Annotated in this window: 25 protein-coding genes; 8 read left to right on the top strand and 17 right to left on the bottom strand. The window is 60.9% G+C overall.

Annotation, left to right across the window (positions count from 1 at the left end; translation table 11 throughout):
- Nucleotides 1-12 precede the first annotated feature (12 nt).
- Nucleotides 13-1,176 carry a M20 aminoacylase family protein gene (locus LXM96_RS03445; protein ID WP_239996943.1) on the bottom strand — a complete coding sequence of 388 codons (1,164 nt, stop codon included), beginning with the start codon at nt 1,174-1,176 and terminating at the stop codon, nt 13-15.
- A 322-nt stretch (nt 1,177-1,498) separates the two neighbouring features.
- Between LXM96_RS03445 and LXM96_RS03450 the strand changes: the two genes are divergently transcribed.
- The 3 genes from LXM96_RS03450 (at nt 1,499) to LXM96_RS03460 (ending at nt 5,286) form a co-directional block, all read left to right on the top strand.
- Nucleotides 1,499-3,208, top strand: coding sequence for a peptide ABC transporter substrate-binding protein (locus tag LXM96_RS03450; RefSeq protein ID WP_239996944.1), 1,710 nt, complete (start codon nt 1,499-1,501; stop codon nt 3,206-3,208).
- Between the two features lie 148 nt (nt 3,209-3,356).
- Nucleotides 3,357-4,367 (top strand): ABC transporter permease, encoded by a 1,011-nt coding sequence (locus LXM96_RS03455; protein WP_239996945.1) that lies wholly within the window; start codon nt 3,357-3,359, stop codon nt 4,365-4,367.
- On the top strand, nt 4,360-5,286 hold the full coding sequence (locus LXM96_RS03460; RefSeq protein ID WP_239996946.1) for an ABC transporter permease: 927 nt from the start codon (nt 4,360-4,362) through the stop codon (nt 5,284-5,286). The genes LXM96_RS03455 and LXM96_RS03460 overlap by 8 nt, the downstream gene beginning before the upstream one ends.
- Nucleotides 5,287-5,531: 245 nt before the next feature.
- Here LXM96_RS03460 and LXM96_RS03465 read toward each other — a convergent pair whose 3' ends face one another.
- Entirely contained in the window at nt 5,532-6,545 is a 1,014-nt protein-coding gene (locus LXM96_RS03465) for a sensor histidine kinase (protein WP_239996947.1), read from the bottom strand.
- A gap of 266 nt (nt 6,546-6,811) precedes the next feature.
- Entirely contained in the window at nt 6,812-7,606 is a 795-nt protein-coding gene (locus LXM96_RS03470; protein ID WP_239996948.1) for a response regulator, read from the bottom strand.
- A 168-nt stretch (nt 7,607-7,774) separates the two neighbouring features.
- Between LXM96_RS03470 and LXM96_RS03475 the strand changes: the two genes are divergently transcribed.
- Both LXM96_RS03475 and LXM96_RS03480 read left to right on the top strand, forming a co-directional pair.
- Nucleotides 7,775-7,954, top strand: a complete 180-nt coding sequence (locus LXM96_RS03475) for a NepR family anti-sigma factor (protein ID WP_394801883.1) — start codon at nt 7,775-7,777, stop codon at nt 7,952-7,954.
- Nucleotides 7,951-8,514 carry an RNA polymerase sigma factor gene (locus LXM96_RS03480; protein ID WP_239996949.1) on the top strand — a complete coding sequence of 188 codons (564 nt, stop codon included), beginning with the start codon at nt 7,951-7,953 and terminating at the stop codon, nt 8,512-8,514. The genes LXM96_RS03475 and LXM96_RS03480 overlap by 4 nt, the downstream gene beginning before the upstream one ends.
- Here LXM96_RS03480 and LXM96_RS03485 read toward each other — a convergent pair.
- Entirely contained in the window at nt 8,511-8,897 is a 387-nt protein-coding gene (locus tag LXM96_RS03485) for a DNA-binding transcriptional response regulator (protein ID WP_239996950.1), read from the bottom strand. The genes LXM96_RS03480 and LXM96_RS03485 overlap by 4 nt on opposite strands.
- 113 nt (nt 8,898-9,010) lie before the next feature.
- Here LXM96_RS03485 and LXM96_RS03490 point away from each other — a divergent pair, with 113 nt between their 5' ends.
- Nucleotides 9,011-9,766 carry a Crp/Fnr family transcriptional regulator gene (locus LXM96_RS03490; RefSeq protein WP_239996951.1) on the top strand — a complete coding sequence of 252 codons (756 nt, stop codon included), beginning with the start codon at nt 9,011-9,013 and terminating at the stop codon, nt 9,764-9,766.
- On the opposite strand, the gene LXM96_RS03495 is transcribed toward LXM96_RS03490, so the two are convergent.
- The 13 genes from LXM96_RS03495 to LXM96_RS03555 form a co-directional block, all read right to left on the bottom strand.
- Nucleotides 9,767-10,258 (bottom strand): hypothetical protein, encoded by a 492-nt coding sequence (locus LXM96_RS03495; protein ID WP_239996952.1) that lies wholly within the window; start codon nt 10,256-10,258, stop codon nt 9,767-9,769.
- Nucleotides 10,258-10,596: a DUF883 family protein gene (locus LXM96_RS03500; protein WP_239996953.1), complete on the bottom strand. Its 339-nt coding sequence runs from the start codon at nt 10,594-10,596 to the stop codon at nt 10,258-10,260. The genes LXM96_RS03495 and LXM96_RS03500 overlap by 1 nt, the downstream gene beginning before the upstream one ends.
- A gap of 207 nt (nt 10,597-10,803) precedes the next feature.
- Nucleotides 10,804-11,619, bottom strand: a complete 816-nt coding sequence (locus tag LXM96_RS03505) for an ABC transporter permease (protein WP_239996954.1) — start codon at nt 11,617-11,619, stop codon at nt 10,804-10,806.
- On the bottom strand, nt 11,619-12,569 hold the full coding sequence (locus LXM96_RS03510; RefSeq protein ID WP_239996955.1) for an ABC transporter permease: 951 nt from the start codon (nt 12,567-12,569) through the stop codon (nt 11,619-11,621). The genes LXM96_RS03505 and LXM96_RS03510 overlap by 1 nt, the downstream gene beginning before the upstream one ends.
- Nucleotides 12,570-12,638: 69 nt before the next feature.
- Entirely contained in the window at nt 12,639-14,150 is a 1,512-nt protein-coding gene (locus LXM96_RS03515) for an ABC transporter substrate-binding protein (protein ID WP_239996956.1), read from the bottom strand.
- A 128-nt stretch (nt 14,151-14,278) separates the two neighbouring features.
- Nucleotides 14,279-15,184, bottom strand: a complete 906-nt coding sequence (locus LXM96_RS03520; RefSeq protein WP_239996957.1) for a LysR family transcriptional regulator — start codon at nt 15,182-15,184, stop codon at nt 14,279-14,281.
- Nucleotides 15,185-15,202: 18 nt separating this feature from the next.
- A complete protein-coding gene (locus LXM96_RS03525) occupies nt 15,203-15,952 on the bottom strand; it encodes an ABC transporter ATP-binding protein (RefSeq protein WP_239996958.1) in 750 nt (249 codons plus the stop codon).
- Nucleotides 15,949-16,782: an ABC transporter ATP-binding protein gene (locus tag LXM96_RS03530; protein WP_239996959.1), complete on the bottom strand. Its 834-nt coding sequence runs from the start codon at nt 16,780-16,782 to the stop codon at nt 15,949-15,951. The genes LXM96_RS03525 and LXM96_RS03530 overlap by 4 nt, the downstream gene beginning before the upstream one ends.
- Nucleotides 16,779-17,711 carry an ABC transporter permease gene (locus LXM96_RS03535; RefSeq protein ID WP_239996960.1) on the bottom strand — a complete coding sequence of 311 codons (933 nt, stop codon included), beginning with the start codon at nt 17,709-17,711 and terminating at the stop codon, nt 16,779-16,781. Before LXM96_RS03535 ends, LXM96_RS03530 begins: the two co-directional genes overlap by 4 nt.
- Nucleotides 17,708-18,703 carry an ABC transporter permease gene (locus LXM96_RS03540; protein ID WP_394801884.1) on the bottom strand — a complete coding sequence of 332 codons (996 nt, stop codon included), beginning with the start codon at nt 18,701-18,703 and terminating at the stop codon, nt 17,708-17,710. The genes LXM96_RS03535 and LXM96_RS03540 overlap by 4 nt, the downstream gene beginning before the upstream one ends.
- 89 nt (nt 18,704-18,792) lie before the next feature.
- Complete coding sequence (locus LXM96_RS03545; RefSeq protein WP_239996962.1) at nt 18,793-20,403, bottom strand: ABC transporter substrate-binding protein; 1,611 nt, start codon at nt 20,401-20,403, stop codon at nt 18,793-18,795.
- A 42-nt stretch (nt 20,404-20,445) separates the two neighbouring features.
- Nucleotides 20,446-21,495 (bottom strand): dipeptidase, encoded by a 1,050-nt coding sequence (locus tag LXM96_RS03550; RefSeq protein WP_239996963.1) that lies wholly within the window; start codon nt 21,493-21,495, stop codon nt 20,446-20,448.
- Between the two features lie 136 nt (nt 21,496-21,631).
- On the bottom strand, nt 21,632-22,549 hold the full coding sequence (locus LXM96_RS03555) for a LysR family transcriptional regulator (RefSeq protein WP_239996964.1): 918 nt from the start codon (nt 22,547-22,549) through the stop codon (nt 21,632-21,634).
- Nucleotides 22,550-22,645: 96 nt separating this feature from the next.
- On the opposite strand from LXM96_RS03555, the gene LXM96_RS03560 reads away from it, so the two are divergent.
- Both LXM96_RS03560 and LXM96_RS03565 read left to right on the top strand, forming a co-directional pair.
- Nucleotides 22,646-23,833: an acyl-CoA dehydrogenase gene (locus LXM96_RS03560; protein ID WP_239996965.1), complete on the top strand. Its 1,188-nt coding sequence runs from the start codon at nt 22,646-22,648 to the stop codon at nt 23,831-23,833.
- 255 nt (nt 23,834-24,088) lie between these two features.
- Nucleotides 24,089-25,525 (top strand): NAD-dependent succinate-semialdehyde dehydrogenase, encoded by a 1,437-nt coding sequence (locus LXM96_RS03565; protein WP_239996966.1) that lies wholly within the window; start codon nt 24,089-24,091, stop codon nt 25,523-25,525.
- Nucleotides 25,526-25,597: the final 72 nt, after the last annotated feature.

Consider the following 25,597-nt stretch of genomic DNA (forward strand, 5'->3'; position numbering starts at 1 on the left):
AGGACGAGGATGTCAGGCGGCAAGAGCCGTTTCGGCGAGCGTCACCCAATAGCTGATGCCATAGGGCAGCGCCTCATCGTTGAAATCGTAGGCCGGGTTGTGGAGGTTTGCGGTGTCGCCGTTGCCGATGAAGATGAAGGCGCCGGGGCGGCGCTCCAGCATATAGGAGAAATCCTCCGCCCCCATGTGTGGCGCCATGCCGAGATCCACGGCGTTGGCGCCACCAACCTTTCCGGCCACTCCGGCGGCAAAGTCGGTTTCGGCATCGTGGTTGAACGTCACCGGATAGCCGCGGCGGTAGACGATCTCGGCAGACGCGCCGTGTGCGAGCGCGGTGGCCTGCACCACTTCCTTAAGACGCTTCTCAGCAAAATCGCGTGTTTCCGGCAAAAGCGTCCGCACCGTACCGCCGAGCTTTACCGTGTCGGGGATGACGTTGTTTGCCTCCCCGCCGTGGATGGAGGCGACCGTGACGACGAGGGAATGAAGCGGGTCCGTCTGCCGCGAGACGATCGATTGCAAGGCGACGACAACATGCGACGCCGTCAGCACCGGATCGATGGAATTATGGGGCTGTGCTGCATGGCTGCCGCGACCGTTGATGGTGATTTCGAACGTGTCGGCCGCTGCCATCACCGAGCCCTTGCGGATCGCGAACTGGCCGAGCGGAAGCCCCGGCGAGTTGTGCATGCCGTAGACCTGGCTGATCGAATATTTGTCGAGGAAGCCATCCTCCACCATGGCAAGCGCCCCTGCGCCACCCTCTTCCGCCGGCTGAAAGATGACGGCGACCGAACCTTTAAAGTTGCGGGTTTCGGCGAGATACTGAGCGGCGCCAAGAAGCATGGCCGTGTGGCCGTCATGGCCGCAGGAATGCGCCTTGCCCGGCGTCTTGGAGGCCCATGGCTTGCCGCTCGTTTCCAGGATCGGCAGCGCATCCATGTCGGCGCGAAAGCCGACGACGGGTCCATCGCCCTGCCGCCCCTTGATGATGGCCACGACACCGGTGCGGCCGATGCCCGTCTCGACCGTGTCGCACCCGAACGAACGAAGCTTGTCTGCGACAAAGGAGGCCGTTTCGTGCACGTCGTAGAGGATCTCGGGACGTTCATGGAGGTGGCGCCTCCATCCCGCGACCTGTTCCTGCATTTCGGCGGCACGGTTTAGCACTGGCATGCGATCACCTCATTTTCTTGTAGTCGTTCCCACTCTTTTGTGGTGGGATACTGTGCAGCCCGAGCGCGACTTGGCAAGCTTCAATTTTCGCGCTTGAACGAAAAATAGGCCTATGCTTAGATGGCCCAAAATTTGATCAGGCACAACTGGGAGTGCCTTGTCAGTGGTGTGCTCATCAGCTTCGCATAAAGGAGGATCGACAGAGAATCTTCTGCGAAAACAGCAAGTTAAAAAATGCGTTTCGCAGCGAAAGGAACATGCCGGATAAACAGATGGCAAAGGTCCATTACAACCCTAACAAGAACTATAAGGGGACAGCAGCATGAAGAAGTTGAAGATCCTGCTTGCAGGAGCGGCCGCTATCGTGGCGGTTTCAAGCTCTCTCGCACATGCCGAACGCGGCGCTGACGGGGAGCTCAAGATCCTGTTCTGGCAGGCAGTGTCCACCATGAACCCCTTCCTGTCGGCAGGCACGAAGGAAGTCTATGCCTCGTCCATGGTAATCGAGCCGCTGGCGCGTTACGACGAAAAGGGAGAACTGGTTCCCTGGCTGGCAACCGAGATCCCCACGATCGAGAACGGCGGCTTTGCAGAAGACATGCTCAGCATGACCTGGAAGCTCAAGCCGGACCTGAAGTGGTCGGACGGCACCGACTTCACCGCCGATGATGTCGTCTTCACCTGGAAATACTGCACGGCGCCAGATGGCGGTTGCGCCCAGCGGGCCCAGTATGAAGGAGTGAAGAATGTCGAAGCGGTCGATCCCCACACGGTCAAGGTGACCTTCGAAGATCCGAAGCCTTATCCCTACAGCGCCTTTGTCGGCGCCCAGTCACCCATCATTCAGGCAGCGCAGTTCAAGGATTGCCTTGGAACCAAAGCCCCAGGCTGCACGGATGCGAACTTCAAGCCCGTCGGCACCGGCCCCTTTGTCGTCAAGGACTTCAAGCCGAACGACGTCATCACGTTCGAAGCTAATCCCAATTATCGCGAAGCTGACAAACCCGCCTTCGCCTCCGTTACCCTCAAGGGTGGCGGCGACGCCGCATCGGCCGCGCGCGCCGTGCTCGAGACCGGCGAGTACGATTATGCCTGGAATGCCCAGGTGGAGCCCGAAGTGCTGGAAACCATGCTCGCTGCTGGGAAGGGACGGCTTGAAATCTCCTTCGGCACCCAGGTCGAGCGTATCAACCTGAACTTCACGAACCCAGACCCGTCACTCGGCGACAAACGCTCCACGGTAGAAGCCGGCCCTCACCCGTCGCTCAGCGATCCGGCCGTCCGTCGCGCACTTTCGCTTGCCATCGATCGCGACATCATTATCGAGGCCGGTTACGGTCAGTCCGGCAAGCCGACCTGCAACATTGTTCCCGCCCCTGAGAACGTCGCCTCTACCAAGAACGACGAATGGTGCCTGAAGCAGGACATCGAAGCTGCCAACAAGCTGCTCGACGAAGCTGGCTGGATGCCCGGTCCTGACGGCATTCGCCAGAAGGATGGCGTTCGGCTTTCCTACCTGTTCCAGACATCAACCAATTCAGTTCGACAGGCGACCCAGGAACTGGTGAAGGCGATGTGGGCCGAGATCGGCGTCGACGCGGAGTTGCGCAATGCCAGCGCATCCGTCTTCTTCGGTGGCGATCCGGCGAGCCCCGACACCTTTCAGAAGTTCTATGCCGACGTCGAAATGTACACCAACAACTTCGACGGCACGGACCCGGAGAAATATCTGGCGGAGTGGCTGTGCGACAAGATGCCGAGCCCGGCCAACGGCTGGCAGGGCCAGAACATCCCGCGCTACTGCAACCCGGATTACGACAAGCTGGTTGGCGAACTCTCCAAGACCGCCGATCTTGAAAAGCGCGCGGAGCTTTCAAAACAGCTCAACGACATGCTGACGGAAGAAGGTGCTCACATCCCGCTCGTCCATCGCGGCGACCAGTCGTCCTTTGCCCTCTCTCTCGACGGCATCAAGATGAACTCGTGGGATTCGCAGGTCTGGAACATCGCGGACTGGCACCGCAAGAAGTGAGGTGACTGCCGAGCCCGGGTGATCCGGGTTCGGCATCTCTTCGCCGCCCTGGCACATCGCCCGACACTTTGGCGATGGTCGTAGTTTCAGACACCTGCAGCACCCAAGACCGGAAAGCCTCTGCGGCGCTGCAGTCCGGGGAATTCCGATGTTCACATACACTTTGCGGCGATTGCTGTTTGCAATCCCGACGCTGCTGGTGATCAGCTTCGTCATCTTCGCGCTGCTGGATCTTGCGCCAAGCGATCCGACCGGGGACCTTCCTCTGACCATTCCGCCGGAAGTTCGCGAGCAGATCCGCGCGTCGCTCGGCCTCGACCAGCCATTCCTCATCCGCTATCTGAAGTGGCTGCAGCAGTTCTTCATCAACGAGCCGCTCAACATCTTGGAGAGCCTGACCGGCTGGCAGTTCGGCGATGGTGAACGCATGCGCGTCCTGTCTTGGGCAACCCGCAGCCCGGTGGTTGATCTGATCGTCCAGCGCCTGCCCCAGACCCTCTGGGTCGTCGGTCTCGCCTACATCTTCGGCATCCTGATCGCCATACCGATTGGCGTCATCTCCGCCTATAAGCAGTACTCGATCTTTGACCAGATCGGCACCTTCGTCTCCATGGTCGGCTACTCCGTCCCGACCTTCTTCACCGGCGTTCTGCTGATCGTGATCTTCTCCTCCTACCTGCAGTGGTTTCCATCGGTCTACGACACCAATCTGAGGGTCACAGATTTCCAGAGTTTCATCGCGCAGGTAAGGCAAATGGCCCTGCCCGTCGCGGTTCTGGCGCTTTATAACGCGTCCCAAATCGCCCGCTTCGTACGCGCCTCCATGCTGGACAATCTGCACCAGGACTATGTCCGCACCGCCCGCGCGAAGGGTGTCAAGGAAAAGGCGGTCCTGCTCGTCCACGTGCTGCGCAACAGCCTGATCCCGGTGGTCACGGTGATCGCGCTCGGCGTGCCGACCATCTTCTCAGGTGCGATCATCACCGAGCAGATCTTCCGGGTAAACGGCCTCGGCCAACTTCTGATAACCGCCATCCAGGGCGCAGATATTCCGCTCGTTCAGACGCTGACCTTCATCTTCGCCGTGCTGATCGTCCTCTTCAACCTGATTGCCGATGTTCTTTACGGCATCCTTGACCCGAGGATCCGGTATGACTGACACCACTTTGCAAGCCGCACCGACGGTCAGGGACGAGACGCCGGTCCGCACGCCGATGAGGGAGATGTGGCGCCAGTTCCGCGCTCACAAGGGGGGCGTTGCCGGGCTCGCGGTCTTCATCTTCATCGTGCTCGCCGTCTATGTCGGCCCCTATATCCATACCGTCGCGCCGAATGCGATCAACATCCGCGACAAGAACCAGGGGCCGTCTTTCGCTCATCCGTTCGGAACCGACAATCTGGGTAAAGACATGCTGGCCCAGGTGCTCGCCGGCGGCCGCATCTCGCTTGCGGTCGGCTTCGCAGCGATGCTGCTGGCACTCTTCCTCGGGACCCTGGTCGGAGTCTTGTCGGGCTATTTCCGTCGGGCCGACGGCCCGCTGATGCGGCTGACGGACCTCTTCCTCGCCTTGCCGCTGTTGCCACTACTGCTCGTGATCCTCATGCTGTTTCGCGACACCCTCCGCTCGGCGTTCGGACCCGAAACTGGCATCTTCATCCTGATCGTGTTCGTTATCGGCATTACCAGTTGGATGCATACGGCGCGCATCGTGCGGGGCGATGTCCTGGCGGTAAAGAGTCAGGAATTCATTGTTGCGGCCAAAAGCAGCGGCATGCGCGAACACCGGATCATCATCCGCCACATCCTGCCGAATGTTCTAAGTTCGATCATGGTTTCGGCGACGTTGGGCATTGCCGCAGCGATCATCACCGAGTCCGCACTGAGCTTCCTGGGCCTCGGCTTTCCCTCTGACTTCCCCACCTGGGGTCGCTTGCTCTACGATGGCGCAAACTTCCTGCAACTGACACCGTCGCGGGTTCTCTGGCCGGGACTGGCGATTTCCCTGACCGTTCTCAGCGTCAACTACATGGGCGATGCCATCCGAGATGCGCTGGATCCGCGGACGCTGAAGCGGTAGTTCTGCGCTTGAGCGCCCGCTTTGATGCCCGTATGATCTTTTTTTTGGATCTATGCTTTTTCTTGGGAACGAAGGCCGGGGACCGCCGTTATGTCAGCGTCTGGAAGCACCCCCCGTCCCCCGCCCTACAAAGCTTCCAGGCATCACTCTTCAGTCCCCCTCGAAGAGATGAGTTGGCTCGGTTTCACAAGGAACCGGGCCAATTCTGCGTTTGGCGGTAGCGAATGACTGGCAGGCTCCGAGCTTCAGTCGGACGCAGTCTCAAGTGGGAACGCGAGATGGTAGGCGATCCTGTCTTGGGAGATCACGTACTGCGCCTTCCCATTGACGGACGCCGGCACGACCCTCTCGAGCACGGTGCTGCCAAAGTGGGATTGTAACTGCTCCGTGTCATTGACAGGCTTCGCCGCCTCCTGAAGCGGCTCATGCCAGACCATCTCCACCATGTCATGCCCGTTGGCGTGCTTGCGGACACAGGAAACCTCCACCGGCAGGCCACTCCGCAATAAGGACCCATGGCTGACCGCATTCACGATGAGTTCGTGAAGGGCAAGGCCCAGATGTAATGAGGCATTGGGGCTCAAGAGCAGGTTGTCGCCACTCACCTTCACAAGCTCACGATTCTCCGGCAGGTACTTCTCCGTCTGCTGCTGCACCAGCTCGAAAAAATAGGCACCGCGCCAACTTGAGTCGGTAATGAGATCCTGCGATTGCGACAGCGAGTACAGCCGACCACGGAACTTGTGAAGGAAAAGATCTAAAGAGCCCGAGTAGCGGGCCGTCTGGAGAGCAATGCTCTGAATAATCGCCAGCAGGTTCTTCGAGCGGTGGCTGACCTCCCTCAAAAGGGCACGCAACAGCCGCTCCCTGTGACGCTCCTCAGACCGGTCGAGGATCGTCGTCACCAGGTGGAGCCCGCCTTCTGCAAATTCTATCGCTTGGATGCGAAACTCATAGAACTGCTCGGCCCCGACCATGACCTCCAGTTGAGCCTTTTGCCCCGGCAACAGAATCTCAGCCTTCAAGGCCGCAAGACTGGAAGCGACATCGGATCCGAAGATCAGATCATCGGACGGCGTGTCCAGGAGGTTCTTGGCCCAGACTTCTGGAAGATTGGTGACGAACAGATACTGGTGTTGCACATTCTGGATGATGATGCTGGCGCCAAGGTCCACCAGCGCCGGCATAAAGAACTCACGCAACTTGTCATCGCTCTGACCAGCGTGCTGCCATGTCAGCGGATGCACCAATGTGTTCACTCCGTTCCGTTTGCAAGGGAAACAACCGAGTAGCGCCGAGAGATCCCTGACGTGGCCGCACCTCTTATAGAGAGTCGCAGGCGCTCCAACAACCGGCTAATGTCTGACATCGGCCGGAGAATGCGAGGGAGAACCCTTTCGCCCTCACGATCTCGTGCCTGTTGAAGTTAAGCGATCGGAGCAGCAGGGAAATAGCCAAGGTTGTCTCTGGCGCGGGGACCACCATAGAACCGTGGCCTCTCCCGCATGCTCTGCGATCTACACCGTCAGGCGGCAACCTTGACGCTTTCGTTGAAGAACAAGGCTTGGCTTATCAGAGCCTTGACCATGTCGGGATTGAAGGGCTTCGTCACAAGGAACGCAGGCTCCGGACGCTCACCCGTGAGAAGACGCTCAGGGAAGGCTGTGATGAAGATGACGGGGACCGTGGACGAATTCAGGATTTCGTTGACGGCGTCGATTCCTGAGCTTCCATCTGCCAGTTGGATATCGGCCAGCACCATTTTCGGGTTCGTGCTCTGAAAGAGCGAAACTGCCTCCTTATGTGTCCGCGCGATTCCGGTGACACGATGTCCAAGCTCCTGAACCATCTGCTCGATGTCGAGCGCGATCAGAGGCTCGTCCTCGATGATCATGATGTCCGTCGCCACCTGACGCGAAATCTCCCTGGAAGCTTCGTCTAGCAGTTGCGTTGCCTTCTCAAGGCTCACATCCAGGACTTCCGCCGCCTCCTCTAACGTGAAACCCTCCACGGAGACGAGCAAAAAGGCATGGCGAGCCATCGAAGGCAGCGCCGACAGGTTGGCGGCCGCGCGTTGTTCCCAGGCGAATGGTGACTCGATTGGACGTATCTCGATGGAGGTGGAACCAAAGATTGCGACGAAGAGTTTGTAAAGCGAGACCCGGTCCTTGGATGTTTCTGGAAAGATTGAAACATCTGCGATCAGCGCTTCCAGGACAGCCGCCACATAGGCATCCCCGGAAGTCTGGGAACCGGTGACGGCTCGAGCGTAACGACGCAAGTATGGAAGGTGAGACGCAACACGCGTGGTCAGTGACATTCAGAATTCTCCCCTGACGCCCGTCTGGGCAATTACTGGGGAGGAACGTGGGGCACGAAAAAAAGTTCCGCAAGAGGTGGAACTATTTTTCTGGTCGCGCATTTTGCCGTGACGATATCGTAATAGGCTTCCCGCGTGATGAGTGACAAAACCAGAAACAAGCAGGATATGACCATTTCCCACAATGAGATAAAACCTGGATCGATGCCGCCAAACGCGTCGATTTCCCGAAAGCTCCGCGAATTCTATGATGCGGTGCAGGAGGAGGGTATTCCTGATCGTTTTCTGGACCTTCTCGAAAAGCTGGATGAAGCCGAACGTAATACGAAGTCGGTGAAAGTAAAATGACGATGACCGAGAGCGACGATCGCGGCTTCAAGCGCGACCTTCTCGCGTCTTTACCCAACTTGCGCGCCTTTGCCGTCTCCCTCACCGGACGTCACGACAAAGCCGACGATCTGGTTCAAGACACGATCATGAAGGCATGGGCGAACCAAACAAGCTTCACCGCCGGCACGAACATGCGGGCCTGGCTCTTCACCATCCTGCGCAACGAATTCTATAGCCAGATGCGCAAGCGTGGGCGCGAGGTGCAAGATACCGACGGCCTGTTTAGCGAGCGCTTTTCGGTCCATCCGGAGCAATACGGCCGCCTGGACCTGCAGGACTTTCGCAAGGCGCTGGACAAACTGCCGGATGATCAGCGTGAGGCGATCATCTTGGTGGGGGCTGCCGGCTTCGCTTACGAGGAAGCGGCAACCATATGCGGCTGCGCTGTAGGTACCATCAAAAGCCGTGTCAGCCGAGCTCGCAGCAGATTGCAGGAGCTACTGGGCGTCTCTGGTGAAGGCGATTTCGGCCCCGATGCCGGGCACGCCGCCATTACGGCCCGGGCGTTCGGAGGCTAAGCCTCCGGCTCCGGTTCCGGCACGGAAAGAGCCGCATTGACGACATCAACAAGATCTTCATCACTGAAAGGCTTCGCCACCGTGGCGAAGCCTTGAAACTGTGGAAGCGACCGCATTGCGTCCTTGGTCAATGTGGTAAAGATCAGCTTGGCACCCCCTGCCCGGGCATTTGCGAGAATGCGGGAGCCATCATCATCGGCGACGCTCGTGTCGATAATAAGCAGATCGAAGCGGTCGTGCTCCACAGCGTGCGAAAAGTCATGGGGCATAGCGATGCGCACCCGACACGCGAACGCATCGAGAAGAACCCGCTCTGCTTCCATTGCAACCAGATATTCGCGGTCTACGACCAGGATGTTGGGTTCTGAGGAAATGATACGCACTCTTTCCATAAAATCTCGTAGTAGCGGTTCGAAGATGCTGGTCATTTAAAAAAGACACAGTAAGGCTAAGTCGATTGCAGTAGAGGGTGCCTCCCTCTCTTCTTGTGAGTCTCATGGCCAATCTCAAGCCTGTCGTACCTCCGCGCGTTCAGTGTGAGCGCTGCCCGCTTCGGCGCCGCCGGGTGTTCCGCGACTTCGACCCTCAGGAACTGGCTTTCGTGTCGAGTTTCAAGATCGCAGAGATGCCTGCGGAACCGGGCCTGCTAATCCTCGTAGAAGGCGAGCAAAACCCATCCCTCTATACCGTCCTCACCGGATGGGGTTTCCGATATAAAATTCTGGAAGACGGAAGACGCCAAATCCTCAACTACGTCTTGCCCGGCGACATGATCGGCCTTCAGGGCAACGTGATGGCTGAAATGCAGCATTCGGTTGAAGCCTTGACCCGAATGACGCTTTGCACGTTCGAGCGGGAGCGCTTCTCCTCGCTCTTCCGCAACCATCCTTCTCTCGCTTTCGACATCACGTGGATCGCATCGCGGGAAGAATCAATGCTCGATGAACACCTGCTCAGCATTGGCAGACGGAGCGCATTGGAGAGAGCAGCCTACCTTCTCGCCTTTCTTGACTGGCGCGCCAGGGCGACAATGGCCGATAACGGAACCGGCTACCAACTGCCGCTTACCCAGCAGCACGTGGCTGACACGCTGGGGCTATCCCTTGTCCACACGAACAAGACCTTGCGGAAGCTTCTGGACCAAGGACTGGTGCGCTGGCTCGACAGGGGCTGTCAGGTCATTGAACCGGAAAGACTGTACCGGGTGGCAGGATGGCAACCGCCTGATGAAGGAAAGCGACCGTTCATCTGATCAGTAGCGAGGATCATCCTCGGGCCTCGGCCCGGGCGGCGGTCGATGCAACATCCGGGAAACACTGTCCAGGTTCCGCATGGCCAGATAGCCGAGGCCGCCGGCAACAGCCAGGATGGCAAGAGAGCGGGATTTAACGACAACGGGAAGAACCGAGAGCGCAGCAGTTGCCATCAAAGCGCGGCTGCCTCCGTCGACCGCAGCCTGCTTCCGCCTCTTCTCTTCTGCCCGCGCACGCAATCGCGCGGCCAGCAGAAGAACGAAAGCCAAGAACAAGGCGGCGCCGGCCACGACGAGCAGAGCACCTGCCGCTCCGATCTCCTCAGCCATGACAACTGCCGCGGCTGCAACCAATGCGCCGTATGCTGTCAGAGACAACAGGAGAACCAGCGCATACATCACCGCATTGCGACGCAGGCGGCTAACGAACTGGCCAACATCCATCGCCGCAAAAGAGGCCAGGAGCGGCGCCAGTCTGGTCAGCAACAGCATCAACGGCGTGCCAGCATAGCGATCAGGAAGCCGACGCCGGCAGCCATCGCCACGGACTGGATAGGGCTGGTGCGGATCTTTCGCTCCAGATCCCGCTCAAGCGACATTGCCTGCTCGCGAGCTGCTTCCACCATTTGAAGAGAAGCATCTGTGGCATCACTCGTGGCCCGGCGAGCGCGGCGGCGATAGTCGTCCGCCTTCTCGGATCCCACAGCGGCGACGCTGCGCGCCAGTGCGGCCAAATCTTCGCGCAGCTGCTGGAGCTGCACCTCAATATCCTTTGTCGAAGAAGCTGCCGCTGCGCGGGCCGGATCATTGGATGGGTTAACCTGTGCCATGTTTGTCTCCTACTTAGATCTCGATCGGATGGTATTGATCGCGGTTCGGCAAATCTTGAGTTAGGTCAAAGGACGTTGAAAAGGTAAAGCAGGATGCCGCGCACCAGGTAAGTCTCCCGGGCCGGACAGGAAGAAGGCGCGCAGCCGCCCACCACGCTGCAAGCAGTGAACGACGTACTGCCGATTTTGTTCCATGATGCGCAAACGTCAGCGCGCGCGCGGATCCAGCAGCTCGCGCAGGCCGTCGCCTAGAAGGCTGAACCCCATGACGGCCATCAGGATGGCAGCGCCAGGAAGGACAGCAAGCCACGGCGCTTGACCGATGAAGGTTTGCGCATCCGCCAGCATCCGGCCCCAGGTGGGCGCAGGGGGCGCCAGCCCCAACCCAAGAAAGCTGAGGCCAGCTTCGGTCAGGATGGCGAGGCCAAGCTGGATGGTCACCTGCACAATGATCTGGTTGCCGATGTTCGGCAGCACGTGAACGAGGGTGATCCTGACCGCGGAACGCCCCATGCCGATCGCAGCCAGCACATAAGGGCGCGTCCAGATCTGCAGCGCTCCTGCCAAGGTCAGCCGCGCGAAGACCGGGATCATGAAGGTGCCGATCGCGATGATGGCGGTGATCCGTCCGGCGCCGAGGAAGGCACCGAGGGCCATGGCCGACAGGATCGGCGGGACGGCGAAGATGACATCGCAGATGCGCATCAGCACCGTCTGCAGCAGGTCGCGCCCGGCAGCCGCCAGCAGTCCAAGCACCGAGCCGATGCAAGCGCCGGCTGCGACGGCGAGGAAGGCGGTGGATAACGAGTTCCAAGCGCCCGCCATCAGCATCGACGCCATGTCCCGGCCGAACTGGTCCGTTCCGAGCAGACCCTGTTCAAGCGGCGGCTTCAGTCGCTGAAGGATGTTGATCTGCGCCGGCGGCAAGGGCGTCCAGACCAGCGACAGGACGGCCGTCAGGATCAACGCGCCAGTGATCAATGCCCCCGCGAGCAGGATCGGATAGCGGGCGAGGACACGCATCAGGAACGTTCCGCCCGAAGCCGAGGATCAACGAGAATATAGGCGAGCTCGACGAGGAAATTCATCACGATCACCAGCGCCGCGAAAAACAGCACCACATCCTGCATGACGATGACGTCACGCTGTGACAGCGCCTGATAAGCAAGCCGGCCGAGGCCGGGAAGATTGAAAACATTCTCGACCAGGACCGCTCCCGCAACGAGAAACGTCGCCTGCAGCCCGAAGACAGCGATGATCGGCACAAGTGATGCCGGCAGGGCATGGCGCCAGACGGCTCCCCCCTCCCCCAATCCCTTTGCGCGGGCGGTCCGAACGAAATCCTCGCTGAGCGTTTCGAGCACCGCTGCCCGCGTGACCCGTGTCAGGACCGCCGCCTGCGGCAGTGCAAGGGCAACCGCCGGAAGAAGCAGGGCCTGAAGCGCTAAAAGGGCGCCGGCCTCCCATCCAGGAAAGCCGCCGGCCGGCATCCAGCCGAGATTGGTCGCAAACAACAGGATGAGCAGCAGGCCGAGCCAGAAGGCGGGCACCGCGATGCCGATGTATGAAAACAGCCCCACGGTAAGATCGACCAAGCCCTTCTGTCGTCGCGCAGCCTCAACCCCCATCGGTACCGCGATCATGAGCGAGATGAGGATTGCCATCGCCGCCAGTGGCAGCGTCACCGCAAGCCGCTCCACGATCAGCCCCGCAACGGGAACGCCGTAGGTGTAAGAGGTTCCGAGGTCGCCCTGCAACACGCCGCTGATCCAGCCGAGATAGCGCAGAGGCAGGGGCTGATCGAGCCCGAGTTCCCTCTGAAGGGCCGCAAGCGTGTCGGGGCTTGCCGACGTTCCGAGCATGACCGCTGCCGGGTCGCCCGGCAGCAGATCCATGACGAGGAAGATCAGGAGAGATGTCACGAGAAGCGTGACCACGAGACTGACCAGCCGACGCGCGATGAGCGACGCCATTCTACCGCCTCCGCTGACGGGACGCTGAACTCTGCAATCGCGACGCGTTCACCGATAGCATGGCGGCTCCTATTCCTCCCAGTAAACCTCCCGCAGCACGTTGGAAGGGATCGGTTCGTTTTCCCAGAGGCCCTTCAGTTTCTTGTCCCACACCCCGAGCTTCGGCATGACGAAGAGGTAGAGTGCCGGAACATCCTTGGCGAGGATCTTCTGCGCTTCGGCATAAAGTGCCGCCTGCTCATCCGAATCCGTCGTCTGCTGAATCTTGTCGAGGACCTCGTTGAGGGACGGGTTCTTGTAGTTGAAGTAGTAGGGATCACGCGCGTAGATGTCGACGTCCATCGGTTCGGCATGGGCGACGATGGTCATGCCATAATCTGACGCCTTCAAGACATCCGAGACCCACTTGGCCGGAAACTCGGTGGTCTCGATGTTCATCGTCACGCCGATCTGGGCAAACATGGCCTGCATGATCTGTGCGGTGCGCTGAGCATAGGCCATCTGAGGCGCCTTGATGGTCAAGGTGAAGCCGTTGCCGTAACCGGCCTCCTCCAGCAGTACCTTCGCCTTTTCGGGGTCGTAGGGATAGACGCCGGTGAGGTCGACATACCCGGGATCGTTCGGCGTGTAATGGCTGCCGATAGGCGTCCCGTAGCCCGACCATGCGCCCTCGACGATCATGTTGCGGTCAAGCGCCATCATCAACGCCTGGCGAACCCGTGCGTCATCGAAGGGCTTGCGAGCATTGTTCATTCCGGCAACCACCTTCATCTCGGTGTCGCCGATGACCGTTACGAGACGGTCGTCGCCTTCGAAGCTTTCCATGAGTTCGGGCGCCGCGAACTCGGGGAAGGCATCGACATCCCCGGCCTTGAGCGCCGCAGCCTGGGCCTGCGGTTCGGAGATGAAGCGAAAGACTGCCGTTTCCAGCTTCGCCGCCTCATCCTTGTTCCAGTAGTTGGGATTGCGAGCCAGTTCGACCTTCTCGCCCTTCGACCAGTCGACGAAGGTAAAGGGGCCTGTCCCGACCGGCGTCGTCTTGTTGTTGTCAGCCGATTTGGTACCCACCATGCTGGAGGATGGCCAGGCGAGCCAGTAGAGAAGGCTGCCCGTCGGCTCGCTGAGCTTCAGCACCAGCGTCTGCGCGTCCGGCGTTTCCACGCCTTCGATCGTCTGGAAGTAGCGTTTCTGCGGGTTGACTGAGTCCGCGCCCCGCGCGCGGTCGATCGCAAACTTGGCGACGGAGGAATCGAAAACCTCCCCATCATGGAAGGTGACACCGGGGCGAAGCTTGAAGGTGTAGGTTTTGCCATCTTCGGAGATCTCCCAGCTTTCCGCGAGCTGGGGCTGGACAGCACCATTGCGATCAATGGTCGTCAGGCCTTCGAAGATGTTCTGCCACGTCACCTGGCCGATCGCGACCGGCGCCGCGATGGTGGGATCGAGACCAGCGGGTTCGATAGACATCCCCAAGGTGACTGAGGTCTTGGGTGCTGCTTCAGCGAAGGGGGCCGCAGATAATGCGGCGAACAAGACGCCGCCGAAAACTGCGGCGGCACCGAATAACTTCCTGATACGCATGACGGCCTCGTTCCCTGAGCAGGTGTTGCATAACGCGTCAGCCCATATGGCATCGCTGCAGCGAACACACAATAGGGATTCAACACAAGGTGCGTAGCCGAAACTGCAACACAAAAGTCGTCGGCGGATTATCTGGCAGGATGGGCGATCCCTACGTAGTCTTCAATGAACTCTACCAAGGCTTTTGCCGCTGCTGTCAGTTGCCGATCCGTAGAGACGCAAAGGTCGATGGCAGTGCGCACGGCTTTGCCATCGGCGATCGGCACTGCGGATAACAACCCTGCCTCTACCTCACGACGCACAGCCAGCTCAGGAAGCAGGGTCACCGCCGCCCCCCGCAGGACCAGTTCCTTCAGCATATCAAGCGAACTGGTGACGAACAGCGGATCGGGCTCCAGCTTCTCGCGCGCAAACAGGTCGTCGATCGCTTGGCGCGCCGCAAATCCGCGATCGGGGAGCGCCAACGGCAGCTCCATCAGCTTCGTAAGCGTAATCTCCTTCGCCTTGGACAAAGGATGCTGCCTGCTGAGGATTACATCATACGCAACCTCGGAGCTCAGGCGGACCTTCACGCCAGCCATCGGCGGAGCAAAAAGCGTGACCGCGATATCCGCCTCGCCCGCAGCGAGCGCCTCTATTACCTCGCGGGCGCTGCTGATCGTGACCTCGAAGCGCAGTCTGGGGTGGCGCAGGCTGAATTCGGCAAGCACCGGCGCAATCACGTTCGCGACGGTCGCACCATTGGCATAGAGCACCACCTTGCCGCCCTGCAGACCCTTCAGATCGTCGATTAGCTGGTGAACATGATCCAGCTCGCGCAGGGTTTTGCCCGCCCGCTCCGCCAGCAGCCTACCGGCCGCCGTCAGCCGAATGCCGCGGTTGCTGCGCTCGACAAGCTGCGCACCGAAGTATTCCTCGAGATTCTCGATTTGTCGACTAACCGCCGTTGGCGCGACATTCAGGTTCTCCGCCGCCGCACGCATGGAATTGGTGCGCACCAGCTCGTCAAAATAGAGCAGCGCCCGAAGGTTCATGCCCGTGCACCGGCCGCGTCAGTCACGACGGAAGCCCTCGCTCGCCACCATCAGCTGGCGGGTATAATCCGCCGCGAGCTGCCGCTTTTCTAGTGCCTCGACCGGCACCGTCTCGACCACCTCGCCGCTCTTCATCACGGTGAGGCGTTCGCACATATGGCTGATGACGCCCAGATCATGGCTAACCATGACGAAGGTGAGGTTCCGGTCGCGGCGCGCCTGCTCCAGAAGATTGAGGATCTCCGCCTGGATCGATGCGTCGAGTGCTGAGGTCGGCTCGTCGAGGAGCAGGATCTTCGGTTCGACGATGAGGGCGCGGGCGATCGCAATTCTCTGCCGCTGCCCGCCCGACAGCTGATGCGAGTAACGAAAGCGGAAGCCGCTCCCGAGCCCCACCTCGTCCAGCGCACGGGCAATCCGGGCATCCACGTTATCAAACCCGTGGATAGTCAGCGGCTCCAGCAGCAACCGGTCGACCGTCTGGCGCGGATGCAGTGACCCGTAAGGATCCTGGAAGACCATCTGGACCGTGCGGTAGAACTCTTTGTCGCGCTTGCGGCCGCTATAGCTGCGCCCGTTGACCGTGAGACTGCCCGACTGGAAGCTGGCGAGCCCAGTGATTGCGCGTAGCAGGGTCGACTTGCCGGAGCCGGATTCACCGACAATGCCGAAGGACTCACCGAAGTTGACGTCGAGGCTGACGCGGTTCAGTGCAGCGAAATCCTCGTACATCACCAGCATGTCGCGGATCGAGAGAGCAGCCGTCATTCTGCCCACTCCTTCTGGCGCTCAAGAACCGGCAGCGGATGCCGGTGGCTGCCGATGTGCGGCAGGCAGTTCAGAAGCCCCTGGGTGTAGGGATGTTGTGCCTGATCGAGATTGGCGGAGGACAGCTCCTCCACCACGCGTCCCGCATACATGACCAGCACGCGGTCGCAGAAGGTCGAGACGAGGCGGAGATCGTGAGACACGAAAATCAGCCCCATGCCCCGTTCCGCCACCAGCTTGTCGAGGATCGCCAGCACCTCAAGCTGGACGGTGACATCCAGCGCCGAGGTCGGCTCGTCGGCGATCAGCAAGTCCGGGCCGCAGACCAGCATCATCGCGATCATCGCCCGCTGACCCATGCCGCCGGAAACCTCGTGCGGGTAGAGATCGAAGACGCGCTCCGGGTCGTTGATCTGAACCGCCTCGAGCATCTGCAGGACGCGCGCGCGAGCATCCTTGCTGCTGATCCGCTCGTGGGTCTTCAGCGTCTCGACGATCTGCAGTCCGATTGTCATCACCGGGTTCAGCGAGTATTTCGGGTCCTGAAGGATCATCGCGAGACGTTTGCCGCGCAGCAGGCGCCTTTCCTTTGGTGGCATCGCCAGAAGGTCCATGTCGCCGAAAAGCAGCTTCTTGGCCCGGACATCCGCCTGGTTGGGCGTCAGGCCCATGATGGCCCGGCCGGTCTGCGACTTGCCCGATCCGGACTCGCCGACGATCCCAAGCCGCTCGCGCCCAAGACTGAAGGAAACGCCGCGTACCGCGTCGACCGTTCCGGTTCGGGTGGGAAAGCTGACCCTCAGATCTTCGACCGTCAGAAGTGGCGTCATTGTCCCGCCTCCTTCGGATCGAGCGCGTCGCGAAGGCCGTCACCCAGCAGGTTGAAGCCGAGGCTGACGATCAGGATTGCGATGCCCGGCATGGCGGCAACCCACCACTGGTCGAGGATGAAGCGTCGCCCCGAAGCGATCATTGCACCCCATTCCGGCAGCGGCGGCTGCGCGCCGAGCCCAAGGAAGCCGAGACCGGCGGCGGTCAGGATGATGCCTGCCATGTCGAGCGTGACGCGCACAATCAGCGAGGACAGGCAGAGCGGCATGACGTGGCGCATCACGATGCGGAACGGCGACGCGCCCATCAGCTGCACGGCTGAGATGAACTCCGACTGCCGGAAGGTCATGGTTTCGGCCCGCGCGATGCGGGCATAGGGTGGCCAGGACGTGACGGCGATCGCAAGGATCGCGTTCTCGATGCCTGGTCCGAGAGCCGCGACCAGCGCAAGCGCCAGCACGAGCTTCGGGAAGGCGAGGAAGATGTCGGTGATGCGCATCAGAACGGCATCGATCCACCCTCCGGCATAACCGGACACCGTGCCGACGATCAGCCCGACTGGTGCGGCAATGACCGCGACCAGAACCACGACGAGCAGCGTCAGACGCGAGCCGTAGAGCAGCCGCGAGAGGATGTCGCGACCCTGGTCATCCGTCCCCAGCAGATAGCCTTCAGCACCCGGCGGCAAAAGGCGCGCATTGCGAAGGTCACCCTGCAGCGGATCATGGGGCGCAAGCACGCCGGCAAAGGCTGCGACGAACAACAGCGCAAGGATGATCACAAGGCCAAGAAGGGCGAGACGGTTTTCGCCAAACCGCCTCCAGACGACGTAAGCCCGCCCCAGCTTAGCCTGCCGGCGCGACTGCGGGCGGTCCGACAGCAGCCACTCCCGCGAGTAAGGTTTCACAGTCTGCTCCACGACGCTCATCGGCTGCGGGTCCTCGGATCGAGCGTCCGATAAAGAAGATCGGACAGGAGATTGATGCCGACGAAGACGGCACCGATCACCACGGTTCCACCGAGCACGGCGTTCATGTCTGCGTTCTGCAGCGAATTGGTGATGTAGAGGCCAAGCCCCGGCCAGGCAAAGATCGTTTCCGTCAGGACGGAGCCTTCCAGCAGCCCTGCATAGGAAAGCGCAATCACCGTGACCAACGGAACGGCGGCATTGCGCAGTGCATGAAACCAGATGATGCGCGCTTCCGACAAGCCCTTTGCGCGCGCGGCGACGATATACTCCTGGCTCAGCTCGTTCAGCATGAAGGAGCGCGTCATGCGGCTGATATAGGCAAGCGAGAAATAGCCAAGCAGCGCGCCCGGCAGGATGATGTGGCGGAAGAGGTCGCGCACGACGTCCCATTCACCCTGCCAGATGGCATCGACCAGATAGAACCCCGTCGTCGGCGTAAAGGTGTATTCATAGACAATGTCCATGCGGCCCGGATAAGCGACCCAGCCGAGCTTTGCATAGAAGAGAACAAGCGCCAGCAGCCCCAGCCAAAAGATCGGCACGGAATAGCCGACGAGCCCGATCACCCGCACCACCTGATCCGCAATGCTGCCGCGCTTGACCGCAGCAAGGACTCCGAGCGGAATGCCGAGGACCGCGCCGATGATGGTGCCGACGGTCGCAAGTTCGATGGTTGCCGGGAAGACGCGCAGAATGTCTGTCAGCACCGGATTGGTGGTCAGCACGGACGTGCCGAAGTCTCCGGAAGCGACCTGCTTCAGGTAGATCCAGAACTGCTGGTAGAGCGGCAGGTCGAGGCCGAGCTCCAGCCGGATCCGCTCGACCACGTGCTGGGGCGCACGATCGCCGACAATGGCAAGCGCCGGATCAATTGGAATGACCCGGCCGATGAAGAAGGTGACGGCAAGAAGGCCGAGGAGGGTTGTCGCCGCCATGACGATGAAGCGCATGAGCGCGGACGCGAAGGCAGGGACCCGCCGCTGAGGACGGCGGGTGACTGCGGATGTATCCATAGGAGCCAAGGATGTATTCCTTCAGCCTATTCCTTCGAGACCGGGGCCAGCAGGTTGGTGTCGAAGCTCGGCCCGAGCTTGTAGTTCTCGACATTCGCCCGATGTGCCGCAACTTCCGTCTGCTGAAAGATGATGGCGAACGGACCGCGATCGAGAACTTCCTTCTGGATCTCCTCATACATGCCGGCGCGCTTCGCTTCGTCGCGCTCCAGCAAGGCTGCCGCCGTCTTCTGCGTCAGCTCCGGAATGTCCCAGGCGTTGCGCCATGCCAGCGGCTTTGCCGCAGCATCGTCGGCGTTGTCCGGGTTGGCTGCGAAGGTGTCGGCATTGGAATGGGGGTCCCAGTAGTCCGTGCCCCACTGACCGATATAGATGTCGTGGTTGCGAGCGCGGTACTTGGTGAGCGTCTGCTTGCCGTCGCCGGGGATGAGCTCGAGCTCCACCCCCGCCTGCCCGAAGGTCTGCTGCAGAGACTCTGCGATGCCGGTGACGGGCTGAGTGTTGCGCACGTCCATGGTGACGGAGAAGCCATCGGGCAGACCGGCCTTCGCCAGCAGTTCCTTCGCCTTGTCGACGTCCAGCGAATAAGGGTTGCTGTCGAGCGAACCAAGCATGCCCTTCGGCAGGAAGGTCTGGTGGATTTCGCCGATGCCCTTGATGAAGGTTGAGCCGATACCTTCGTAGTCGACGAGGTACTTCAGCGCCTCGCGCACTTCGGGCTTCGCCAGGTTCTCGTTCTTTTGGTTGAGGCTGAAGTAGTAGACGGTGCCTTTCGGCGCCGATTCCGTATCGATGTCCGCATTGTCGGCCACGGCCTCCAGATCGCCCGGCTCCAGGTTGCGGGCAACGTCGATGTCGCCGGCTTCCAGCGCCAGCCGCTGACCGGAGCTTTCCTTCATGTGCCGGTAGATGGCGCGCTTCAGCTTAGCCTTATCGCCGTAGTAGTTGTCGTTGCGCTCGAGAACGAGAACTTCGTTCGCGCGCCACTGCATCATCTTGAACGGGCCGGAGCCGGCGTAGTTGGTCTTCAGCCACTCGTGGCCAAAGTCATCGTTAGCGACATGCTCCTGCAGCAGCGTCTTGTCCACGATCGACGCCACGTTGGCGGTCAGACAGTTGAGAACGAAGCTCGGGGCATAGGGCTTGTCGACGGTGAAGACGAAGGTCGACGGATTGGCTGCCTTGGCCTTCTCCGTGACGTTCTCCTTCGTCAGCCCGAACTGGGTCAGGATGAAGGCCGGCGTCAGGTCCAGCTTGACGGCGCGCTCGAAGCTGTAGGCAACGTCTTCGGCCGTGATGGGATTGCCGGAAGCGAAGGTCAGGTCCGGCTTCAGCTTGAAGGTATAGGTGAGGCCGTCGTCCGAGACCGTCCAGCTATCGGCAACGCCCGGCGTGACCTTGGACGTGTCGTTGATGTCGAGCCTCACGAGCCGGTCATAGGTGTTGCCCATGATCTCGCCAGCGGAAATTTCGAACGCTTCGGCCGGATCAAGCGAGATGATGTCGTCGATCGCCCAGGCCAGAACCAGCGTGTCCGGCGGGGTCGCCGCCAAGGCCTGCGGGGTCGCCGTCACCAGCAGCGCAAGTGCAGCGCTGGTGGCCAGCAGGCGGACGCGTTTATTCAGCAAGTCGATCATTGTCTTGTTCCCCATTTGATGAGCTGTTTTTTGATGAAGGCACTATTCGTGCCAGGCGGAGGCTATGATTCTCAGCCAGTTCTCCCGGCAAATCTTGTTCAGGTCGGCGCCAGCGTAGCCCGCGTCCTTGAGGGCCGCAACCAGATTCTGGTTGCCGGCCGCGTCACTGATCTCCTCCGGAATTGTGGCTCCATCGAAGTCGGAACCGAGCGCCACATGGTCTATGCCGAGACGCTCAACGAGGTAGTCCACGTGCCGCACCATGTCGGAGAGCGGCGTGTGAGCATCGTCGCGTCCGTCCGGCCGCAGCATTGTGACGGCGTAGTTTAGACCCACCAGACCACGGCTTTCTCGAATAGCATCCAGCTGCTTGTCGGTGAGATTTCGCGCGACCGGCGTCAGCGCATGAACGTTCGAATGGCTGGCAACGAGCGGCTGGTCAGTGGTCTTTGCGACGTCCCAGAACCCTTGTTCCGTGATATGCGCAAGATCGACAAGGATGCCGAGGCGGTTGCACGCGCGCACCAGCTCAAATCCGTGCTCTGTCAGACCAGGCCCTGTGTCTGGCGACATGGGGAAGGAGAAGGGGACACCGTGGCCAAAGGCATTGTGGCGGCTCCAGACCGGCCCGAGCGACCGCAAGCCAGCAGCATAGAAAACCTCCAGATTGTTCAGATCTTGATCAATCGCTTCGCAGCCTTCCATATGCATAACAGCAGCGAACTGGCCGTCCTCCATTGCCGCACGCACATCGGCCGTAGACCTACAGAGCCGCCACGCGCCTGCACGCTCGAGCCGGAGCGCGAGCGCCGCCTCTTCCAGCGCAATTTGCAATGCAGGCTCCAACGTCAGCGGAGCCGCAAGCGGCGTCTCGTAGTGGCCGCGCTCATCGGGCTCCTTGAGGATCAGATCGCCCGACGGGATGTAGATCGCACAGAACCCGCCGGCCAGCCCCCCTGCCCTGGCCCGCGGCGCATCGATATGCCCGTTCGAAGCGCCGTTCACGAACTCGGCGATCGGATCGCCGCCAGCCTTCATGGTCCGCCAAAGCCGCAAAAGCACGTCGTTATGGCCGTCGAACACCAGTTCCATGGGTATGTCCTAGTTGTCTTGAAAAGCACCTGAGGGTTGGATGCCGCTGATCCTAACGGCACCTTCGACGACCGCAAGAGCGATTCCTCCTTGTTCCCGCAGCATTTGCAACGCCGCCGAAAGAGGAGCAGCCGATTCACCAGGCCACGATCTCTCCACGATAGCGCTCCACCTCTTCCAGCAGCCAGGAGCGGAAGGCGACCACGGGGCGAAAGTCGGTCTTGGTCAGCGGCGCGACAGCGTAGTAGGCACTGGGCGATCGCACCTGATGCGGATCGGCCTGGACGATCTGGCCACTGGCCAGTTCGGAATCGATCAGGAACAGCGGCATCAGCGCAACTCCCAGGCCTGCCGCGCAAGCCTGAGCGACGCTGGAAAACTGCTCAAAACGCATCCCTTGGGAACTTGCCCCGGGGAGCCCCTGGCTTTGGAACCAGTGGCTCCATGCCCCTGGCCGCGAGGCCATGTGCAGCAGCGGCATGCCCAGGATGTCATCCGGCCGTGCGATCGGATGGCTTGCGAGAAATCCGGGGCTGCAAACCGGGGCGACCATTTCTTCCATCAGAAATGTGCAGTCGGCGCCCGGCCAATCCGGCTGGCCAATATGTATCGCCATGTCGATGCCGTCGCGGTCGAAATCGAAGACGCCGATGCGGGTGGCGAAGTTCAGCGTGATCTCCGGATGCCGCGCCACGAAGTTCGGGATGCGCGGCATCAGCCACCGCGTACCGAACGTGGGCAGTATCGCCAGGTTCAGCGTATCATTATGCCGTTTGGTCATGGCCTGAAGCGAGGCAGAGCGAATTTGCGACAGCGCCGCACCCACCGATTTCGCGTAGTCTGTGCCAGCGGGCGTGAGCACGACGCCGCGGCTGGTACGCTCGAATAGCACGACGCCGAGGAGCTCCTCTAGCCCGGAAACTTGGCGACTTATCGCTCCTTGCGTCAGCGCCAGCTCCTCTGCCGCAAGTGAGAAGCTGCGTAGCCGAGCAACGGATTCGAAGGCGGCAAGTGCTGCTGTGGACGGCAGGAGGCGGCGGCTGAGGCTGGTCATACGCTATGACTATCACTCATGGTAAAATGAGTAAACGCGGGTTGCCGCGATTACCGTCGTCACCGATAATCCGCACCATCAACTGGAGATTTGACAGTGAGCGAACGCGTGGCATTTTCCTGGGAAGATCCCTTCCTTCTTGAAGACCAACTGAACGAAGAGGAGCGGATGATCCGCGATGCCGCAGCGGCGTTCGGGCAGTCTGAACTGCTACCGCGCGTCCAGGAGGCCTATCTCAACGAGAAGACCGAGCCGGAGCTGTTCCGGCTTATGGGTCAGGCGGGGCTGCTCGGCGTGACGCTGCCGGAGAAGTACGGTGCCGCCGATGCGGGCTACGCGGCCTATGGTCTCGTCGCCCGGGAAGTGGAGCGGATCGATTCCGGCTACCGCTCGATGATGAGCGTCCAGTCCTCGCTGGTGATCTACCCCATATACGCCTACGGTTCGGAAGAACAGAAGGACAAGTACCTGCCGGGCCTCGTTTCCGGAGAGCTGATCGGCTGCTTCGGGCTGACCGAACCGGATGCCGGCTCCGACCCGGGCGGCATGAAGACGCGGGCGGAGAAGATCGAGGGCGGCTACCGCCTGCGCGGCGCCAAGATGTGGATCTCCAACGCACCGATCGCGGATGTCTTCGTCGTCTGGGCCAAGTCTGAAGCCCATAACAACGAAATCCGTGGCTTCGTGCTCGAAAAGGGCATGAAGGGGCTGTCTGCTCCGAAGATCGGCGGCAAGCTGTCCTTGCGCGCCTCCGTGACCGGCGAAATCGTCATGGACGGGGTGGAAGTCGGCGAGGATGCGCTGCTGCCGAACGTCTCCGGCCTCAAGGGGCCATTCGGCTGCCTCAACCGTGCCCGCTACGGCATTTCCTGGGGCGTCATGGGGGCGGCGGAAGACTGCTGGCATCGTGCCCGTCAGTACGGCCTCGACCGCAAGCAGTTTGGCAAGCCTCTCGCAGGCACGCAGCTTTACCAGAAGAAGCTCGCCGACATGCAGACGGAGATCGCGCTCGGGCTGCAGGCCTCGCTCCGCGTCGGCCGCCTGATGGACGAGAAGAAGATGGCGCCGGAAATGATCTCCATCGTCAAGCGCAACAACTGCGGCAAGGCGCTCGATATCGCCAGGCAGGCGCGTGACATGCACGGCGGCAACGGCATCCAGATCGAGTACCACGTGATGCGCCACGCGCAGAACCTGGAGACGGTCAACACCTATGAAGGCACGCACGACGTCCACGCCCTGATCCTGGGCCGCGCACAGACGGGCATCCAGGCGTTCTTCTAATTGATCGGGGCGCCTGCCCCCGTGGCAGATCCGTCCCTGCCTTTGAAGTTGTCCGACAACGCCTCTTGGCTGCTTCGGACGAACCTCCTACATAGAGGCGAGACGGGAATCGCGCCTCTCGCTTTTTTTAGCCTAGGGCCGTTCTTCGCTCCCGCCACCCGGCAGCGGCGCTGGCTCCGCATTTACGCGGCTTTCGGTGCTGCAGCCTACGTTCAGGCGCCCTCATTCGACGCCGCCCGCAATAAAGGTCATCCTATGCAGAGTTATCCCGCCGTGCAGCTTTTCATCAACGGCACCTGGCGCGACGCCATCGGCGGCGAGACGCTCCCGGTCTCCGATCCCGCAACGGAAGAGGTGATCGGCAAGATCGCACATGCGCGCAAGGCGGACCTGGATCTGGCGCTGGAAGCAGCCGACAAAGGCTTCAAGATCTGGCGCGAAACTTCGCCGCTTGAGCGATCGAAGATCATGCGCAAGGCGGCCGAGCTGCTGCGTCAGCGGGTGGATGCGGTCGCCTACATGATGACCCGCGAACAGGGCAAGCCGCTGGCGCAGTCCAAGGTGGAGATCCTCGGTGCTGCCGACACCATCGACTGGTTTGCCGAGGAAGGCCGCCGCACCTACGGGCAGATCATTCCCTCACGCTTCAGCGGCGTTTCGCAGATGACGGTCAAGCTGCCGGTCGGCCCGGTCGCCGCCTTTACGCCGTGGAACTTCCCGATCAACCAGATCGTCCGCAAGCTATCGGCTGCGCTCTGCACCGGCTGTTCGATCATAGTCAAGGCGCCGGAAGAAACACCCGCCTCGCCCGCCGAGCTGATCCGCGCCTTCGCCGATGCCGGCGTACCGGCGGGCGTCGTCAACCTTGTCTACGGGATTCCGGCGGAAATCTCCGAATACCTCATTCCGCATCCGGTGATCCGCAAGATTTCATTCACCGGCTCCACACCGGTTGGCAAACATCTGGCGGCACTCGCGGGCAAGCACATGAAGCGCGCCACGATGGAACTCGGCGGGCATGCGCCAGCGATCATCTTTGACGATGCTGACTTGGAAAGGGCGATTGAAGTGACGGCAGCAGCCAAGTTCCGCAATGCCGGCCAGGTCTGCGTCGCGCCGACCCGCTTCCTTGTTCAAGACGGGATCGCCGACCGGTTCATGGAAGGCTTCGTCAAGGCGGCTGAAGCGATCAAGGTCGGCAACGGCCTTGAGGATGGCGTTGGCATGGGACCGCTGGCGAACGATCGCCGCATCCCGGCCATGGAAGACATGATCCACGATGCCGTTGCCAAGGGCGCGGAGTTGAAGACCGGCGGCAAGCGCATCGGCAACAAGGGCTACTTCTTCGAGCCGACGGTTATGGCCGACGTTCCGACCTCCGCCAAGATGATGAACGACGAGCCGTTCGGCCCGCTGGCGATCGTCAACCGCTTCTCGCATCTGGACGATGCGCTGGAAGAGGCAAACCGGCTGCCCTTTGGCCTCGCCTCCTACGCCTTCACGGGTTCTGTGAAGACGGCGCATACACTTAGCCGCCACATGGAAGCGGGAATGCTGACCATCAACCACAACGGCCTCTCAATTCCGGAAGTGCCGTTCGGCGGCATCAAGGACTCCGGCTACGGCACGGAAGGCGGATCTGAAGCCGTTGAAGCCTATCTGGAAACGCGCTTCGTCACCCAGATGAACTGAGCCCCACCGACAAGAACGCGAAAGCCGGCAGGACATCCCGCCGGCTTTTTTGTTGCAATGGCTTGGATCGGA

The sequence above is a fragment of the Rhizobium halophilum genome (genome assembly GCF_021648825.1).
GTDB classification, from domain to species: Bacteria; Pseudomonadota; Alphaproteobacteria; order Rhizobiales; family Rhizobiaceae; genus Neorhizobium; species Neorhizobium halophilum.